At 57.3% G+C, this 16,285-nt stretch carries 19 protein-coding genes; 9 read left to right on the top strand and 10 right to left on the bottom strand.

Going from position 1 to position 16,285, the window contains the following annotated elements; genetic code table 11:
• Window positions 1–217 precede the first annotated feature (217 nt).
• From QZN75_RS07625 to fdhD, 3 genes are all read left to right on the top strand, one after another.
• Complete coding sequence (locus QZN75_RS07625; RefSeq protein ID WP_292426911.1) at window positions 218–556, top strand: transcriptional regulator; 339 nt, start codon at window positions 218–220, stop codon at window positions 554–556.
• 103 nt (window positions 557–659) lie between these two features.
• Complete coding sequence (larE, locus tag QZN75_RS07620) at window positions 660–1,421, top strand: ATP-dependent sacrificial sulfur transferase LarE (protein WP_394339495.1); 762 nt, start codon at window positions 660–662, stop codon at window positions 1,419–1,421.
• Window positions 1,387–2,226: a formate dehydrogenase accessory sulfurtransferase FdhD gene (fdhD, locus tag QZN75_RS07615; protein ID WP_366652810.1), complete on the top strand. Its 840-nt coding sequence runs from the start codon at window positions 1,387–1,389 to the stop codon at window positions 2,224–2,226. The genes larE and fdhD overlap by 35 nt, the downstream gene beginning before the upstream one ends.
• Here the strand turns inward: fdhD and QZN75_RS07610 are convergent.
• On the bottom strand, window positions 2,212–3,147 hold the full coding sequence (locus tag QZN75_RS07610) for a TIGR00269 family protein (protein ID WP_292426895.1): 936 nt from the start codon (window positions 3,145–3,147) through the stop codon (window positions 2,212–2,214). The two genes, fdhD and QZN75_RS07610, sit on opposite strands and share 15 nt — an antisense overlap.
• A 4-nt stretch (window positions 3,148–3,151) precedes the next feature.
• Window positions 3,152–3,346, bottom strand: coding sequence for a MoaD/ThiS family protein (locus tag QZN75_RS07605; protein WP_292426892.1), 195 nt, complete (start codon window positions 3,344–3,346; stop codon window positions 3,152–3,154).
• Between the two features lie 94 nt (window positions 3,347–3,440).
• Between QZN75_RS07605 and nadA the strand changes: the two genes are divergently transcribed.
• The 3 genes from nadA to QZN75_RS07590 all read left to right on the top strand — a co-directional run bounded on the left by nadA (window position 3,441) and on the right by QZN75_RS07590 (window position 5,901).
• On the top strand, window positions 3,441–4,391 hold the full coding sequence (nadA, locus tag QZN75_RS07600; protein ID WP_292426890.1) for a quinolinate synthase NadA: 951 nt from the start codon (window positions 3,441–3,443) through the stop codon (window positions 4,389–4,391).
• A 159-nt stretch (window positions 4,392–4,550) separates the two neighbouring features.
• Window positions 4,551–5,414, top strand: a complete 864-nt coding sequence (locus tag QZN75_RS07595) for a methanogenesis marker 8 protein (protein WP_292426888.1) — start codon at window positions 4,551–4,553, stop codon at window positions 5,412–5,414.
• A 349-nt stretch (window positions 5,415–5,763) separates the two neighbouring features.
• The gene (locus QZN75_RS07590) at window positions 5,764–5,901 is read left to right on the top strand and encodes a hypothetical protein (RefSeq protein WP_292426885.1); all 138 of its coding nucleotides are present in this window, start codon (window positions 5,764–5,766) and stop codon (window positions 5,899–5,901) included.
• A 76-nt stretch (window positions 5,902–5,977) separates the two neighbouring features.
• Here QZN75_RS07590 and fen read toward each other — a convergent pair whose 3' ends face one another.
• Together fen and QZN75_RS07580 are read right to left on the bottom strand one after the other, a co-directional pair.
• Window positions 5,978–6,979, bottom strand: a complete 1,002-nt coding sequence (gene fen, locus QZN75_RS07585; RefSeq protein ID WP_292426883.1) for a flap endonuclease-1 — start codon at window positions 6,977–6,979, stop codon at window positions 5,978–5,980.
• Window positions 6,980–7,019: 40 nt separating this feature from the next.
• On the bottom strand, window positions 7,020–7,334 hold the full coding sequence (locus QZN75_RS07580; protein WP_292426882.1) for a hypothetical protein: 315 nt from the start codon (window positions 7,332–7,334) through the stop codon (window positions 7,020–7,022).
• A gap of 57 nt (window positions 7,335–7,391) precedes the next feature.
• On the opposite strand from QZN75_RS07580, the gene QZN75_RS07575 reads away from it, so the two are divergent.
• Window positions 7,392–8,372 (top strand): presenilin family intramembrane aspartyl protease PSH, encoded by a 981-nt coding sequence (locus QZN75_RS07575; protein ID WP_292426879.1) that lies wholly within the window; start codon window positions 7,392–7,394, stop codon window positions 8,370–8,372.
• On the opposite strand, the gene QZN75_RS07570 is transcribed toward QZN75_RS07575, so the two are convergent.
• A complete protein-coding gene (locus QZN75_RS07570) occupies window positions 8,313–9,290 on the bottom strand; it encodes a GTPase (RefSeq protein WP_292426876.1) in 978 nt (325 codons plus the stop codon). The genes QZN75_RS07575 and QZN75_RS07570 overlap by 60 nt on opposite strands.
• Window positions 9,291–9,351: 61 nt before the next feature.
• On the opposite strand from QZN75_RS07570, the gene QZN75_RS07565 reads away from it, so the two are divergent.
• Both QZN75_RS07565 and QZN75_RS07560 read left to right on the top strand, forming a co-directional pair.
• Window positions 9,352–10,230, top strand: a complete 879-nt coding sequence (locus QZN75_RS07565; RefSeq protein WP_292426873.1) for a CBS domain-containing protein — start codon at window positions 9,352–9,354, stop codon at window positions 10,228–10,230.
• 168 nt (window positions 10,231–10,398) lie between these two features.
• Window positions 10,399–10,653 carry a PRC-barrel domain-containing protein gene (locus QZN75_RS07560; RefSeq protein WP_292426870.1) on the top strand — a complete coding sequence of 85 codons (255 nt, stop codon included), beginning with the start codon at window positions 10,399–10,401 and terminating at the stop codon, window positions 10,651–10,653.
• Here the strand turns inward: QZN75_RS07560 and QZN75_RS07555 are convergent.
• The 5 genes from QZN75_RS07555 to QZN75_RS07535 all read right to left on the bottom strand — a co-directional run bounded on the left by QZN75_RS07555 (window position 10,635) and on the right by QZN75_RS07535 (window position 16,148).
• Window positions 10,635–11,333 (bottom strand): phosphoglycolate phosphatase, encoded by a 699-nt coding sequence (locus QZN75_RS07555; RefSeq protein ID WP_292426867.1) that lies wholly within the window; start codon window positions 11,331–11,333, stop codon window positions 10,635–10,637. The genes QZN75_RS07560 and QZN75_RS07555 overlap by 19 nt on opposite strands.
• Window positions 11,327–12,304 carry a DNA repair and recombination protein RadA gene (gene radA / locus QZN75_RS07550; RefSeq protein WP_292426864.1) on the bottom strand — a complete coding sequence of 326 codons (978 nt, stop codon included), beginning with the start codon at window positions 12,302–12,304 and terminating at the stop codon, window positions 11,327–11,329. Before radA ends, QZN75_RS07555 begins: the two co-directional genes overlap by 7 nt.
• A 79-nt stretch (window positions 12,305–12,383) precedes the next feature.
• Complete coding sequence (locus QZN75_RS07545; protein ID WP_292426862.1) at window positions 12,384–13,694, bottom strand: nucleic acid-binding protein; 1,311 nt, start codon at window positions 13,692–13,694, stop codon at window positions 12,384–12,386.
• A gap of 16 nt (window positions 13,695–13,710) precedes the next feature.
• Window positions 13,711–15,003 (bottom strand): diaminopimelate decarboxylase, encoded by a 1,293-nt coding sequence (gene lysA, locus QZN75_RS07540; RefSeq protein WP_292426859.1) that lies wholly within the window; start codon window positions 15,001–15,003, stop codon window positions 13,711–13,713.
• Window positions 15,000–16,148, bottom strand: coding sequence for an LL-diaminopimelate aminotransferase (locus tag QZN75_RS07535; protein WP_292426856.1), 1,149 nt, complete (start codon window positions 16,146–16,148; stop codon window positions 15,000–15,002). Before QZN75_RS07535 ends, lysA begins: the two co-directional genes overlap by 4 nt.
• Between the last annotated feature and the right edge of the window lie 137 nt (window positions 16,149–16,285).

The raw sequence follows: 16,285 nt of genomic DNA, 5'->3' as shown, positions 1-16,285 counted from the left end.
CTCGTCGTCTGATTATTCTTTTGTTGTCACAATGGGGTCACCCTGTATATCCCGGTTGGCCCGGTTATTTCACATGAACCGGTCCTCGCAAAGATGACGCGCCGTTTTCCCATTCTGAAGCAAATGAGACATTGCTTTTTATTGTCGCACAACTGATTCACAATTGTGAATACAACATATTATGTAACAATTGTGATAATTTAAAAGTTGTGATATGATGGAAGCCCCCTGCCAGAAGATCGTATGGGATGTCCTGCCGGCGATCCGTGCAGCTATCGCAGTGGAGCTCGTGAAATGCGGCGTGTCGCAGGTTGAAGCGGCGCGGTTACTGGAGATCGCACCGTCGGCGGTCTCCCAGTACCTCTCCGGGAAACGCGGGTACCGCATCGAGTTCGAGAACGATATAAAACAGTCAATAGAACAACTTGCCCGTGATTTAAAAGAGGGCAAAGACGTGAACCTCGTGCGGCGCATCTGCGATATCTGCCACCAGCTCCGGGAGGGCGAGGAATACCAGTGCGGGAGCAGTACTGATAGTCACCGGTGCGGCAGCTGATTTCATTTAATTTTAATCTCCGATTTTAAGACCAGATGGAGGTATTATGGACACTACTGCCTGTCGCAAACATCTCCTCGGAAAAATTACAGAGAGGGGGTCCATGCTTGTCGCTTTCTCCGGCGGCGTGGACAGCAGCCTGCTTGCGGTACTTGCACGGGAGGCATTCGGGGACAAAAGCCGGTGCGTCCTTCTTGACAGTCCGGTTGTCCCCCGTGAAGCAATCGACGAGGCGCAGCGTATCGCACGTGATTATAACCTCAATCTTGAGATTCTCCAGCTAACGTTGATGGACGACGAACGGTTCACGAAAAACCCCGCCGAGCGCTGCTACTGGTGCAAGAAGACCTCGGCGGGGGTATTGAAACGGCGGGCACAGGAACTGGGACTTGCCTGTGTCGCCGACGGCATCAACGTTTCGGACACCGGGGAGCACCGGCCGGGCCTTGCTGCGAGCACCGAAGAGGGGATCGTCCACCCGTTTCTTGACGCCGGCATGACCAAAAACAATATCCGGGAATGCGCCCGTGCCGGAGGCTTTGACTTCTGGGACAAACCCTCGGCAGCCTGCCTCTCATCCAGGATTCCCTACGGGGAAGTGATAACAGGAGAAAAACTCCACATGGTCGAAGAGGCCGAAGCGTTCCTGCATAAAAAAGGGTTCCGGCAGGTACGGGTGAGGGTGCACGGGACAATTGCCCGCATCGAAGTGCCTAAAGAGGAGATGCACGCATTACTGGATATGCATGCTGCGGTGGCAGGCACTCTCTCCGCGCTCGGGTTCTCCTACGTGACACTCGACCTCGAGGGATACCGCAGCGGGAGCATGGATGAAGTGCTCGCGCCTGCCGGCGGGAAAACCTGATCGACAACCACTCGTGGTGACACAGATGACCATACCGATGTTCAAGAACCTGCCCTGCATAAAAATCGATGGCGAATCGGCAAAAGCCGGAACCCACGAGGTGATCGATGAGGTCCCCGAGGCCCTGTTCGTGAACGGCAGGCACGCGATGACCGCGATGATGAGCCCAACGGATCTGGAGGATTTTGTCACCGGTTACCTGTTTACCGAACAGATCATCAAGGGCGCCGATGAGATCGAATCCATCAGGATTGAAAAGAACCGGATCAGCGTCATCACAAAGAACCTCTTCAAGGTGCTTGGCCCCAAAAAGACTATCCTCTCCGGGTGCGGGGGCGCCACATCCTATATCGATACCGAAAAACTGCCAAAGATTACTTCGGACCTTTCCCTTTCCCCCGAACTGATCCGGACAATGGTAAGAGATGTGCTCGAATCAGATTTGCATAAAATGACCGGCGGCATCCACGTCGTCGGTCTCGCGTCGGCGAAGGGTATCATCACCCGTTCCGAGGATATCGGGAGGCACAACGCGCTCGACCGGGTGATCGGTTACGGGCTCCGGAACAGGATCGATTTTTCGCAGACGTTTGCTATCTGTTCGGGCCGGATCTCATCGGAGATGGTGCGCAAGTCCCTGATTGCAAACATCCCGGTGGTCGTCTCACGCGGCGCGACCACGACGCTTGCCGTCACCATCGCGGAACAGAACGGGGTGTGTGTCATCGGCTTTGTCCGAAGCACAAAAATGAATGTCTATTCCCATCCCGAAAGGCTGCAGGGCGCCCCCTCACTTCCCCAATGAGTGCCGGAGCCGGCAGACCTGGCAGAGATCCCCGGAGCAGGGGTCGCCGCACTCCCGGCAGCGGTGCAGGGGTTCCATGACCGGCGTCCCTGCACAATATTGTTCGATCGTTTTTTTGCTTTCGATAAGGTGCTGCATAGTCCCGGGATGGTGGCACTCATAGTCTGAAAGCAGGGCGCGGACTTCGGCCCGCAGGGCATACTTCGTGTACGGGCACTCTGGCAACACCGAAAAGAGGTCCTGCACGAAGAGATAGGACGCGATCTCCTTTTCCGGGATTGCCATAAGTGGCTTGATCCTCGGGAGAAATGTTTCCGATGTACCAGTACCCGTCGTGCGGACAAGCCGGGGCAGATCGCCCCTGAACGCATTCATCAGCACCGACTGTGCCTCGTCATCGAGGTTGTGGCCGGTGGCGATCGAAGTTGCACCAGCTGCCCGCGCTGCATCCGCGAGGGCTTTTTTGCGCAGGATGCCGCAGATGGTACAGGCATGCGTCTCGCGCCCGATGAGCAGGGTATCGAGGTCGTCTCCGATAAGTGCGCGAAACGTGACAATACGGTGGTCAACCCCAAGCCGTTGTGTCAGGCTCTTCGCTGCCCGCATGGTGTCGGCCCGGTAACCGGCAATGCCCTCGTCCACGGTGATCGCAACGAAACTGGCACCCGGCAATGTTGGCAGGAGCCGCGAGAGAATTACGAGGAGTGCAGTGCTGTCTTTTCCCCCGCTCAGGCCCACTGCGACCCGGTCGCCCGCATGGATCTGCCCAGTCTCCAGTATGGTCGTACGGACGCGCTCTTCCACATCCCGGACAAGGTGCGTGCCGCAGAGATAGCGCCGGATGACCGGCTGGTACACTACTGCCGGTTCTGCACAGCAGGCGCAGACCGGGGACTCACCGGGTACGGCATGTGGTTCCACCGGCTTATCCCCCGTGCGCGATACGGATGATCCGGATCTCGTCGTCCCTGCCGATTGTAGCCTCCTCGGGAACGAGTTTCCCGTTCCGGGACACAATCACCTCGAGGGGATTCGCCCCGATCTCGTGCAGGAGCGCCCCGACTGTCCCGGGACAGTGCTCCATCACCCGGATGCCCTGATCCGGCAGAATAACTTTCATTGTCGTGATGAGATAATAGGAAAGCCGGGGGCATAAACATCCCGGTACAGGCCATCTTCCGCATGACTATCTGCCAACGGGTATTTGATGCACCATGACATACTACTACGATACAACCGGGAGAGCGTGTTACCTGATGCAGGACATCACCATGCTGCAGGCAGAGATCCTGCGGCAGAAGGAGAAAAAGAACGCAATCATCCTCGCGCACAACTACCAGCGCCCCGAGGTGCAGGACATCGCGGATATCATTGGCGATTCGCTGGAGCTCGCCCGTGCTGCTGTGGGGATGAAAGGTGACGTTATCGTCTTCTGCGGAGTCGATTTTATGGCCGAGACCGCCGCGATCCTCTCACCGGAAAAAACCGTTCTGCTGCCGGCACCGGATTCCTGCTGTCCCATGGCCGGGATGGTGAGTGCAGACGAGCTCAGGTTCGCACGCACCCGCCATCCGGAGGCCGCGGTCGTCTGCTACGTCAACACGACAGCAGACGTCAAGGCGGAGAGCGACATCTGCTGCACCTCGGCAAATGCGGTAAAAGTGGTAAATTCGGTGAAAGAGGATACGGTTATCTTTGTACCGGACAAAAATCTCGGGCAGTACGCGGCACGCTTTACAAAAAAGACAGTCCTGTCGTGGGAAGGGTTCTGTCTTGTCCACGACCGCTATACCCCGGCCGATGTGGCCCTCGCAAAACAGGCACACCCGGATGCGGTCGTACTTGTCCATCCCGAGTGCCGGCCGGATGTCATCGATCTCGCGGATCACGTGGCGAGTACCTCGGGGATCATCAGCCACGTGAAATCTGACCCCCAAAACGAGTTTATCATCGGCACCGAGATCGGCATCCTGCACCGGCTCGCAAAAGAATGCCCGGGCAAGCGCTGTTATCCCCTCTCGGATAAAGCCGTCTGCGTGAACATGAAAAAAACTGATCTTGTAAAAGTCCGCGACGCGCTGGTCACGCTCAAACCAAGGATCACGGTGCCGGAAGATATCGCTTCCCGTGCCCGCGGCGCCATCGAACGCATGCTCGCGCTGTAACGGTGATTGCGGGGATGCACGGGATTATTATTCCATGAATCTCAAAAGACTCCTTTTGGTTAACAACCGTTACGTCCCGAAAATGACGGCATCCGTCCCGAAGGTATAGCCGGGATGATACCCCAACGGGAAGCGGGAAAAAAAGAGGGACTGCTGCATATGTCTGAAAACGAAGACGATATTCACGTGATCGAAGCGGTGGGACGATCGAAGATTGTAATAAAAGACGGAAAAGTGGCCGAAGTCTCGGTCTCAAAGCTCCGCCACTGCCCGCTTGCGAAAAAATTTGCTTTGCCCGTTGACGAAATTACCCCGGATGCGGTAAAGGCAAACATCGAGCACCGGATGAATTCGTGGGGCATGTGCCAGCCGCACCGGAAGATCAGCGGGAGCGTGGACTTCGTCGGTTTCGGGGCGTCCGAACTGATCAGCTGCGGCATTCTCTCCGGGAGTCTTGATGCGGCGGTCCTTGCCTGCGACGGGGCGGGAACAGTGATCGTGACAACACCGGAGATGGTGCAGGGCATCGGCGGCAGGATGTCGGGACTCGTGAGTACCTCTCCGCTAAAAGAAGAGATGGACCGCATCGAGCAGGACGGGGGAATTGTCCTTGACCGGGCACATGCAACGATCGACCCGTTGCTTGGGGTGTCCCGTGCTTATGAAAGGGGGTTTTCCCATGTTGCGGTCACCGTCGCTTCTGCCGATGTGGCGGCCGCGATCCATGCAAAGCACCCGGATACATTCATCTTCGGGGTACATATGAGCGGCATCACCGAGGCGGATGCCAAACGGCTTGTCGAGGTCGCGGATATAATCACAGCCTGCGCCTCGAAATGGATCTGGCAGATTGCGGGAGCAAAGGCACTCCTGCAGGCCGGCACCGCAGTCCCGGTCTTTGCGCTGACGAAAAGGGGCAAGCAGCTGATCCTCGATAAGATCGCCAGGTCAGACCGGCCGGTGCTCGTGTCAGGGTCAAAACTTCCGGTCTATGGCCCGGAACTTCCCGATCCCCTGCTGTAAGGATATCCCTTAAAAAAGTTCGGACAGGCCCTTCTTTTTTCCCGCGTTATTTTACCAAGGGTTCAGAATCCGGTATCCGATCCCGCAAGCGCGGCCATGAACCGGTGTCGGATTTATTCCGATGAACAGAGGATGTGGGAATAACCCTTCCTTACGCTCCACGCACCCGTCTCCATCTCCCCGCGGTTAACGAGGGTGAGTGCTTCGGGCAGTCGCTGGTTAGGGCGGTTCGTTAGGGACCGCACCATTACTCCACAAGTATCGATCACGTCCTACGAGGACTACTCCATCCGGACCGTTATCGAGACTTGGGCGGACGGAGTACCGGCCCTTGCATGAGGCAACGATCATGGACAACGAGCTCATCATCACCGGGGCATTCCTCGGCGCAGGACTGCTCGCCTACGCGATCATCCCGGGCCTGCTCGTGATGTGGGACCGTGTGCTCGACCATATGGAAAGCAGCGAAGGAACAGAAAAGAAGTAACCGGGCAGGGGAGACTTCCCCCTGCCTCTCATTTTCTGCCGTCCGCCCGGCTCATCCGGACCCGGACACACTTTTCTTAAAACCAGTTCTCCAGCGTCTTCTGCCCGGCTTTTACCGTGTATCGTTCGAGCGCCGCATCGATCCGTTCTTCGGCAAAATCGTACCCGTCGCAGAGCAGGCGTTTGATCCCTTCTGTGTCCGGGTGGCCCCACACAAGGGTGTAATCGCTCGTCACCGGCGGGTGCAGGAAAAACTCCATCACCGGCGCCGGATCAAAGCCCGGGCACTTCTCGGCAAGTTTTGCGGCAAACTCTCCATTCTGCACGATCTTTAACGCCGTCTTTGCCCCCACGCCGTCGGCTCCCGGGTTAAAGTCGGTCCCGACAAGGATACCGATCTCGATGAGCTGCTCCCGGGTCAGTTTCAGACCGGCGAGCACATCCGCGAGCACCACCCGCTCCGGGTTCACGGTCACGACCCGGCCCCGGATCTTCCGCTTCCCGCTCACCGTGAGGTTGCGCACAAGGAGGGGGGTGCCAAAGAGGAGCGTGTCGTAGTCCTGCGAGACCGCGTACCGGGCGTCGCCTCGCTGCACCATGAATGCCGCCTGTGCCTCACCCTCGGTCGGGGCCTGCACGTACGGGATGCCCATGAGGCCGAGCAGCTCCTTTGAGGTTTTAAGGATAGTCTCGTCCACCCGGGTCGACGACCGGGCCTGCTTGTACGCCTCCTCGTCATCGCCCCGCTCCACTGCCTCCTTCCACTTTATCCCGGCCTCGTCCCGGCTTTTGCGGCGCTCCGCGTTTGTGGCATCCTTGAGCTCGGGCGGTTTCCCGTCAAAGACAAAGACCGGCTTTACCCCTTTTTCAAGGAAGTTGACCATCCTGAAAAGGATCCCCGAGAGGTGGGAGGTTACCCTCCCGTGATGGTCCATCAGCGGCGTCCCGTCCGGCTGCCGGATGATCGTTAAGAACTGGTAGAGCGCGTTGTTCGCATCGACCGCCGCCACACCGGAAAGCCCCTCCCAGGTGACCGGCACCTTGTAGTCGGCGATGATATCCCGGAGTGCGACACCCATGATTTATCTCTCCTGCCGTACTATTAAGCCGGCCGGGCTCTTATTTGTACACCCGCTTTGAGAACTCACCGACCAGATCGTCTAGGTGGAGAGTTGTCTGGTCGTACTTCTGGGTCATACGGGTTGAGATCTCCTCAAGGTTTGTGCGCAGCATCCGCTCCCGGGTGACCACGTTCTTTTCGAGGTTCCGCACCTTGATCTGGAGGGACAAGAAGAGCCCGCCAAGCGAGAGCATCATGAGGGCGGCGGCAATGGCAATCGTAAGGTCCTGCCAGAACCGCAGGATGAGAAAGAGGGTGGAGATGACCATCACTGCCGTAAGCAGGATGTCGGGGAGATACTCGGGAATGTCCATGCTTTTAGATGATAGAGCGCACAACATTAAGCTAACTATTCCTCCGGAGACACCTTCATGGACACCCTGACTGCCAGGCTCAAGAATTTCATGCCCATCCTTGCAATGCCGGCCCTCCTCATCGCCGTGGAAATCGGTGCACTGCTCCTCACGCTTCCCGTCCAGGTCTCGGGGATCGTTGCCTTCCAGGACCCGACTTCGATGGAGAACCCGCTTATCTTCATCGGGATCCTCCTTGTCTTCACCGCGTTCCTGCTCGTCCTGATCAAGTACAACCTAAAAAAGGTGATCGGGGCCGTCATCACGATCGCGCTCTTCCTGACGTTCGTGTATATCTTCGCGGCAATAGTCTTTGCAGCGATGGGCGAAACCTCTGTGGCAACGACGGAATGGTGGGAGGCGGTGCTGCCTGCGGTTGTGGTCTATTCAACGACCGCCCAGACCCTCATAACAACGGGCATCGTGCTTATCCTTTCCGTGCTCGCGACGGTCCTGTTGTACAAATACCCGGAATGGTATGTGATCGACGGCCTTGGGATCCTGCTCGGCGCCGGGGTGGCCGCGATCTTCGGTGCCTCGCTTGACATCCTGCCAGTCTGCCTGCTTCTCGTGCTCCTTGCGGTCTACGATGCAATCTCCGTGTACAAGACCAAACACATGCTCACGCTCGCGGAAGGCGTGATCGACCAGAAGACCCCGATCCTTTTTGTGATCCCGAAAAGGAAGGACTACTCGTTTATTAAGGAGGGGATCGGGAAACTGACTGACGGGGGCGAGCGCTCCGCCTTTATTATCGGGATGGGTGACATGATCATGCCCGCGATCCTCGTCGTCTCAGCAAACGTCTTTGTCCACGGGACAAAATACTTCGGGCTCATCAACCTGCCGGCGCTCGGGGCGATTATCGGCTCCATCGCTGGCCTTATCGTCCTGCTCCACTTTGTCATGTCCGGCAAACCACAGGCCGGCCTTCCCCCGTTAAACGGCGGGACTATTATCGGGTTTCTGATCGGCCTGGCTCTCATCAGCTTTGCGTGATGCTTCCCAGGCCTTGCGGTGGCTGAGGATCTCTTTGAGCACCTCATCCACACCGTCTTTTGTTTCGGTGGACATGGAGAGATAACCCTCCTGCACCTTGAGGTCGGACTTGTTTGCCACAACGATAAGCGGCACGTTCACCATACCTTTTACCTCATCAAGGAGCCGCAGCTGCATCTCCATGGGGTACCCGCAGTGCTCGGATGGGTCGAGGATGAAGAGGATCACGTTTGCCACGTTCATCATCGCTGAAAGTGCCTGCCGTTCGATGGGGTTTCGCTCCTCTGCGGGACGGTCTAGGATGCCCGGGGTATCCACAAACTGGATGCGGATCCTGCCTTCCTCGCGGAGCCCGACAATCACACCTTTTGTCGTGAACGGGTAGGACGCGATCTCGGGGGTCGCGGACGAGACGAGCCGGATAAACGATGACTTGCCCACGTTGGGGTAACCGGCGATCACAACCGTAAATGCGTCCTCTATGTGGGGCAGCTTCCGCAGGGTATTCCTCACCTTGTTTAAGAACAGCAGATCCTTATCGATCTGATGGACCATCGAGGCGAGGCGTGCGACCGCCCGTTTCCGGAGCACGAGAGTCTCGGTCGACCTCCGGGTCTGCACGGCAATCTCGTGGCCCACCATCTTGGTGTGCTTTGCCGCCCAGCCTACCGCCCCAAGGGACTGCTTGATGTTGTCAACCCCGTAGAGGATATCCGCCATCTCCCGGTAAAAGGGAGGGATCTTTTCAAACTCGGGGAACCCCCGGATGATGTAGACCAGCCGGTCGTGGATTGCCGCGCCGACGGCTCGCACAAATTCCTCGTTTGCCCGATCCTTGTTTGTCTTCTCTTTACGCTTCTTTGCTGCACGGCGAAAGCTCCGATCAAGGATCTCATCTGCAGTGGGCACTGTTGGCATCCGTTCGAATTCCACAAAACTCCAACCTATATATCCATAGACAGTGATACGTCTTATCGTTATGGAGCTGTCCCTTATCCAGAAGGATATCCTGATCACGCTCATTACCCTCTACCACCAGCAATCTCATTCCATCAAAGGCGAAGAGATCGCCGATATGATCCTGCGGAACCCGGGTACGGTGCGTAACCAGATGCAGTCTTTAAAAGCGGTCGGCCTTGTGGACGGGGTCCCCGGGCCAAAGGGCGGCTATATCCCCACCGAACTGGCATACAAGGAGCTCAACCTGAACACATCCGGGGGGGACTACGATGTACCAATCAGCCGTGACGGCGCGGAGGTGAAGGGGGCACATGCGCAGGAGATCGATTTTACCACACTCTGCCACCCTGACATCTGCCATGCGGTCATCAAGCTCGTCGGCAGTGCAAAGCTCTTCAAGATCGGCGACAAGATCACGATTGGCCCGACGCCGGTGAACAAGCTCCTGATCCGGGGGGAGGTCTTCGGGAAAGATGAGTCCAATCAGTCGCTTCTTATCGCCACCTCTGAGATGATCTCGCTCCCGAAGCAGCCGATAAAAGCCTACATGAGCACACCGCTCAAGTCACTTACGAGTACCCAGACCCTTCGGGATGCGATCACTCTCTTTAACCAGCATCACATCCACGGCGCGCCGGTCATAGATGACGAGCATCTGGCGGGCATCATCACCATAAGCGATGTCACAAAAGCCCTTGACCGGGGCCTGCCCTTTGAGACGAAGACCGCAGAGGTGATGACCCATGATGTGGTCGAGGCGCCGTCAGATATCAAGCTCTTTGAGGTGATCCGGCGTTTCAAGGAACGCGAGATCGGCCGCCTGGTGGTGACCGAGAACGGGAAACCGGTGGGTATTCTCACCCAGACGGATATTATCCGGGTCTTTCCCTCGCTGTGATGCGGGCTCTGCCCTACCCCCGGTACTTCCTGTACCGGACGCATTTTTTTTAATTCACGCGGGCTGCGCACAAAAAAGAACGAAAATGTCGGATTGATTTTTCAAAATAACCTTCTATGCCCCGCCATTTCAGATCACTTTAAATATTAATACATCGTCATTTTTTTTATGACTCGTACATTTGCCCGTAGCCTCTCACGGAAAAAAGTCATGAGCAATGATGGTAAGCTTGTCGGCACGCTTAAGAACATCAGGGTCGATTTCGATTCCGGACAGGTCCTCGACCTGATCATCCACCCGGACCAGTCATTTGTCACCGATGGATACACTCTGGAGGATGGCAGCCTGCTGATTGTCCCCTTTGAGGCAGTAAAAGACATCAAGGATTATATCGTCGTCGACCGTTACCTTGCCCGAAGATAAGGTAAATACTTTTTTACGGCTTGTACAAAGCCATTCCCGTATCCTTCTCCCATCACATCGGATGCCGCCGCTTTTGTGGACGGGTGGGCATTTGCGATAGTCACGCCCTTGCCGGCCCATTTGAGCATCTCTATGTCGTTAGTTCCGTCGCCGATGGCAAAAAAGTCTTTTGGGGAAAGGCCCATGTCGCGTGCAAGGGAGACAAGAGCGGTTCCCTTGCTGATACCTTCGGACTGGAGGTGGATGGCATACCCGGTGTCGATCACCTGCACCGGTTGGCTTGAAAGCACCTGCCGAACCTCTTCAACCGGCACAGTCCGGGCAAATGCAAGATCCGCATACCGGTACGTGGGGTTGTAGAGATCCAGTTCGATCCCTTTCTTCCGGTAATGGGCCTGCACAGTTTCAAGCGCGATCCGGCAGACTCCCTGATCCCCGGTGATGCGGAGGGCACCAATGTACCCGATCCGGTACACCCCACCGTTCTCTGCGATAAACGTCCCTTTAGTACCCGCCATTTTGCATAGGGCGTCCATGAAGCAGGAGGTATTCCCACTCGCAAGGACGACCTCGATGCCATCATCTACGAGCGACCGGATACACTCGATCGCCCCGGTGTCGATCCTGCGGGTGGAATCTGTTATCGTTCCGTCAACATCTGTCAACAGCGCTTTTAACACGGCTTGAGTCCTGCCTCTTCAACCATAAATGGTGCTTCGCCCTCGGGAAGATTGGGACTGTCTACGAGACGTGCAATACGCTTGCCGGCCTTGCTCTTCCTGAGGTAGATCCGGAAGGTTGCCGTGTGGCCCACGATGTTTCCCCCGATGGGTTTTGTCGGGTCTCCGAAGAACACGGCCGGGTTTGACATGACCTGGTTCGTGACGAGGCCAACCGCGTTGTGCTCATCGATGAGCTTGAAGAGATCGTGCATGTGCCGGTTGAGTTTCTGCTGCCGTGCGGCAAGTGTCCCCCGCCCTGCGTACTCGGACCGGAAGTGGGCGGTGAGCGAATCGATGATGAAGAGCTTCACCGGCTTTTCGCTCGATTTGAGTTCGGTTGCGAGGTCCCGGGAGTTCTCCACGAGAAGCATCTGGTGGTCGGATGTGTGCGCCCGGGCGATATGGATATTGTCCAGGAACTCCTGGGCGTCCGGGATGCCATCGATACCAAGGCCGTTGACCATCTGCTCGATACGCTCGGGACGGAACGTGTTCTCGGTATCGATATAGATCACGCTGCCGTTAAGGCCGCCCTGCTCTTCTGGCAGCTGGACGTTGACTGCCATCTGGTGGACGATCTGGCTTTTACCAGAACCAAACTCACCGTACATCTCGGTGATTGCCTGGGTTTCCATGCCGCCACCTAAGAGTGCGTCGAGTTCCGGGACCCGGAAAGACAGTTTCCTGATATCCTTTCTCTGCTCAAAGATATCTTTCCCTGTCTTGAAACCGCCGATATCTGCGGATTCGCGGGCCGCCTTGATGATCTTTTTTGCCGTGGACTCTGAGATCTCCGTGATCTCAGAGAGCTCGGCCGGTGCGGCGGTTGCGATGCTCTCAACGGAAAGGTAGCCTGCTTCGCGAAGCTTGTCGGCAGTAGTTGGTCCGACGCCGGGTAAATCTTCAATATCCAAAGGTTTGTCAGCCATTTCTAGTACATCTCCTATGGCACAACAACATTTTAACCCCACCCATATAACCCGGGGCCATGCGGGGGGTGAAAGTGATTTATGGAGGGAAGGGGATGTCCAGCTGTGCAACAAGGGCTGCAAGACGGCCTGCCACCTCTTCCGGGTTTTTATCCGCAGGTTCCACGGTTTCCGGGATAATACGGCTTCCCGAAAGTACTCCTGTTATCCTCATATCGCACCCGGCCGGGAACTCCCCGTCGACAAGGTACCGGTCAGTGCCGTTGTCGACAAACGTGCACCCGTTGCCGGGAATGATCGTCCCGGTAAAGGTGATCCTCCGGGTTTCTTCGTGCGGGACCCGGAAGATGCTCCCCCGGCCCACCCCGAGCTCGATCCCACCGAACCGGCCGGGCTTTGCCGCCGCATGGTAGATCTCAATGCGATCGCCGGGATGCACCGGCACCAGTGCATTTTCACCCCAGAGCACGACTTTGAGTTCCTCGTCTCCCTCACCAATACGGATATTCCGTACCCACGAGGCCGCCCCGCTCCGTGAGGTAAACGACCGGGGTTCCTGCACGGTTTTTATCTCGCCCCGCACGGAATAGTGCCCGGTATCGCTGACCGATGCAAGCTCGGCAAAGGGAACGGTGACGACAGCAGCGGAAAGACTTACCGTGCCCGTCTCATCGATACTATAGGCCCTCACCTCAGAACGGCGGTCTGGTTTTGCCCCCGTGATATGGATCACGCTCCCTGCCGGGATATCCCGGAGCAGGTCCGGCGCCCATGCAACGAGGCGGGCAGTCCCGGCTGCATCGCCGATCACGCAGTCCGTCATCTCCCCGTTCGTCCCGTCACGACGCGTAAACGTACGGGGTGCATCTGCGCCGATCAGAAGCACATCAAGGTCGACCGGTTCCGTCGACAGTCCCGATCCGTTCCCGCCAGCGGTCGCGGTGCAGTTGATCTCGCAAGTGGCCTTGCGCAGGGCAAGTGCGTAAATCTCCCGGGTACTCTTTCCCGGGTGCCTTCCGATAACTTCCAGGACGTCGCCCAACGCAATCTCAAGAACTGCACCTGCCTTCTCGTCCCAGAGCACAATCCGGGTGGTACCGGTCTCGTCACCCACAAGGATCGTGGCAACCCAGCCCTTCTCGCCATCTTTCCTGACGAACTCCTTTGGCTTGGTCTTGTCAATCACCTTGGCAAAAAACGAAAAAAGGCTGGATTTCCCGGAGAGTTCCCGGACCTTGACATGCTGCCTCCCCAGTGCCCCGACAACGAGCATCGCAGCGGTCGGTTCGTCAAGGAGATCGCCACATTCCTCGATCTTTTCCTCCACGCGCCGTTCGAACTCTTCCTGCGAAATGAGGTCGTCGACAAGCGCGTAGTGGAAGAGTACCACAAAAAGCCCCCCGGCTTTACCGCTGCCAGGGCGGGCGCAGCATGGTACCGGTCAGATCGGCAAGAGTCTCGCTGCGCCGCATGAGCGCCACATCTTTCCCGTGGATCAGCACTTCGGGGCAGCGGGGCCGGCCGTTGTACTGCGAGGACATCGCGTACCCGTATGCGCCGGCGTCCAGCACCGAGATGAGATCGCCGGCGGCAAGCTCCGGCAGTTCCCGGTCGGGAGCAAGGATGTCCCCTGTCTCGCAGATGGGCCCGGTGACCGTATACTGTGTGGTCAGGGGTGCATCTGCCCGGTTTGCCACGATTACCTCGTGGTAGGCATCGTACATCGCGGGGCGAATGAGCAGGTTAAATCCTGCATCCACGTTTGCAAACCGCTTGTGCGCCGCTTTTGTCGAGTTGACCCGGGTGAGGAGCACGGTCGAATCGGCAACGAGGAACCGTCCCGGTTCGATCCAGAGTTCGGGTGTTATTCCGGCCGCTTTGATCCCCGCAAGGAAGACCGGCATGACGGCATTTGCGTAATCCTCCGGTGTCGGCGCCGGGTCGGTATCGTGGTGGTACGGGATGCCAAGACCTCCCCCGAGATCGAGAAACTCGAGTTTCACGCCCCTTTCGGAGAGCTCCTTTGCAATCCTCACCATGACCTCTGCGGCCTTTGCGAACGGTACCACGTCAAGGATCTGCGACCCGATGTGGCAGTGGATCCCGACCGGTCTTACGTGTTTGCAGGAGAGTGCCTCCTTATATGCGGCAGGGATCTGCCCGTGGGGGATCCCGAACTTGCTTGTGGCAAGACCGGTGGCAATCTTCGGGTGGGTCGGGACTTCGAGCGCCGGGTTGACCCGGAACGAGATCTCCGCAACTTTACCGGCTTTTCCGGCGATTGCATCAAGCTGGTGGAGTTCGTCAAGGGAGTCAAGCGAGATCTTTACACCATGCTGTACTGCAAGGGCAAGGTCAGCTTTTGTCTTTGAACTGCCGTTGAAGAGCAGTTTCTGTGCCGGCATGCCGGCTTCGAGCGCGAGCGCAAGTTCGCCGCTGGAAAAAACATCAGCCCCGGCGCCCAGCTGCGCGAGCGTCCTCATCACCGCAAGGTTGCCGTTTGCCTTTGCTGCAAAGAGCACCTGTACTTTGTTGTAACGGGCAGAGAGAGCCTTCTGGTAGTCTCTGAAGTGTTCGCAGATCCGGTCCTCGCTTGTCACGTAGAGCGGGGTGCCGTATTTTTCTGCAAGGGCAACGCAGTCATGGCCGCCGATGTGGAGGTGCCCACCTTTAATGGAAAGATGCGGGGGGAGTTTCACAGGTCAAGCCTCCGCATGCGTTCGATGGCTTCCTGTATCCGCTCCACCGGCCGGGTGATAGCAAACCTCACGTAGCCTTCTCCCGCAGAGCCAAACCCGACTCCCGGTGTCACGACGATGCCTGCCCCGTTCAGGAGTTTTGCCGCAAAGGACATGCAGTCTTTTACCGGCATCCAGACATAGAATGTGGCCTTCGGAGCCGGCACATCAAAGCCCAGTTCACGGAGCCCGGCAATAAGCACATCACGGCGCTCCTGGTAGATGGCACAGGCCTCCTTTACGCAGTCCTGCGGGCCCGAAAGCGCTGCGATCGCGGCGTACTGGACGGCGTTAAAGACTCCCGAGTCGACATTGGTCTTGACCCGGCCAAGACCTGATAAGATCTCCGCATTTCCCACGGCCATGCCGATCCGCCAGCCGGTCATGTTGTAGGTCTTGGAGAGCGAGTGCATCTCGATGCCGACCTCCATGGCTCCTTTTGCCTCTAAAAATGAAGGGGCACGGTAGCCGTCGAAAGCAACTTCCGAGTAGGGGTTGTCCGAGACCACGACGATATGGTGATCGGCGGCAAAATCCACAACCTCGCGATAGAACGAGAGCGGTGCAATGGCCGCAGTGGGATTATTGGGGTAGTTGATGAACATGAGCTTTGCAGAGTGGACAATTTTCTCCGGTATCGCATCAAGGACCGGGAGGAAGTTGTTCTCCCGTAACAGCGGCATCTCGTGGACTTTACCCTCGGCAAACAGGGTGCCGGTCGAATACCCGGGATAGCCGGGGCTCGGGGCGAGCACGTAGTCGCCCGGGTTCACAAACGCTTCCCCGATATGGGTGATCCCATCCTTTGACCCCATCAGGGCAAGGGTCTCCTTTGACGCATCGAGCGTGACACCGAACCGCTTATGATACCATCCGACGACAGCCTGCCGGTAGGCAGGCATCCCGGCATACGAAGGGTAATGATGGTTGTCCGGGTTATGTGCGGCCGTGCAGAGAGCATCAATAATATGCGGGGGGGTGGGGAGATCCGGGTCGCCGACACCGAGATCGATGATGTCAACACCTTTTTTCTGCTGTTCTGCTTTCATCTCATCGATCCGTGCAAAAAGATACGGCGGGAGATTGCTCATGCGTGTTGAGTACATAGGTAATACACGTTCGATTCCCCGGCTCTAGTAATTAACGATCGGGTCGGCATGAAAACGGAGTGCTGCCCCCGGAAGATATGCTTAATATCGGGCAGGCACGAACCAGTGACATACGGTACGTATATGCCTGTCGG

The organism is Methanoregula sp., from assembly GCF_003170075.1.
Classification (GTDB): Archaea; Halobacteriota; Methanomicrobia; order Methanomicrobiales; family Methanospirillaceae; genus Methanoregula.
The sequence above is the reverse complement of the archived record's forward strand: the minus strand, read 5'-3'. Positions and strand labels throughout refer to the sequence as shown.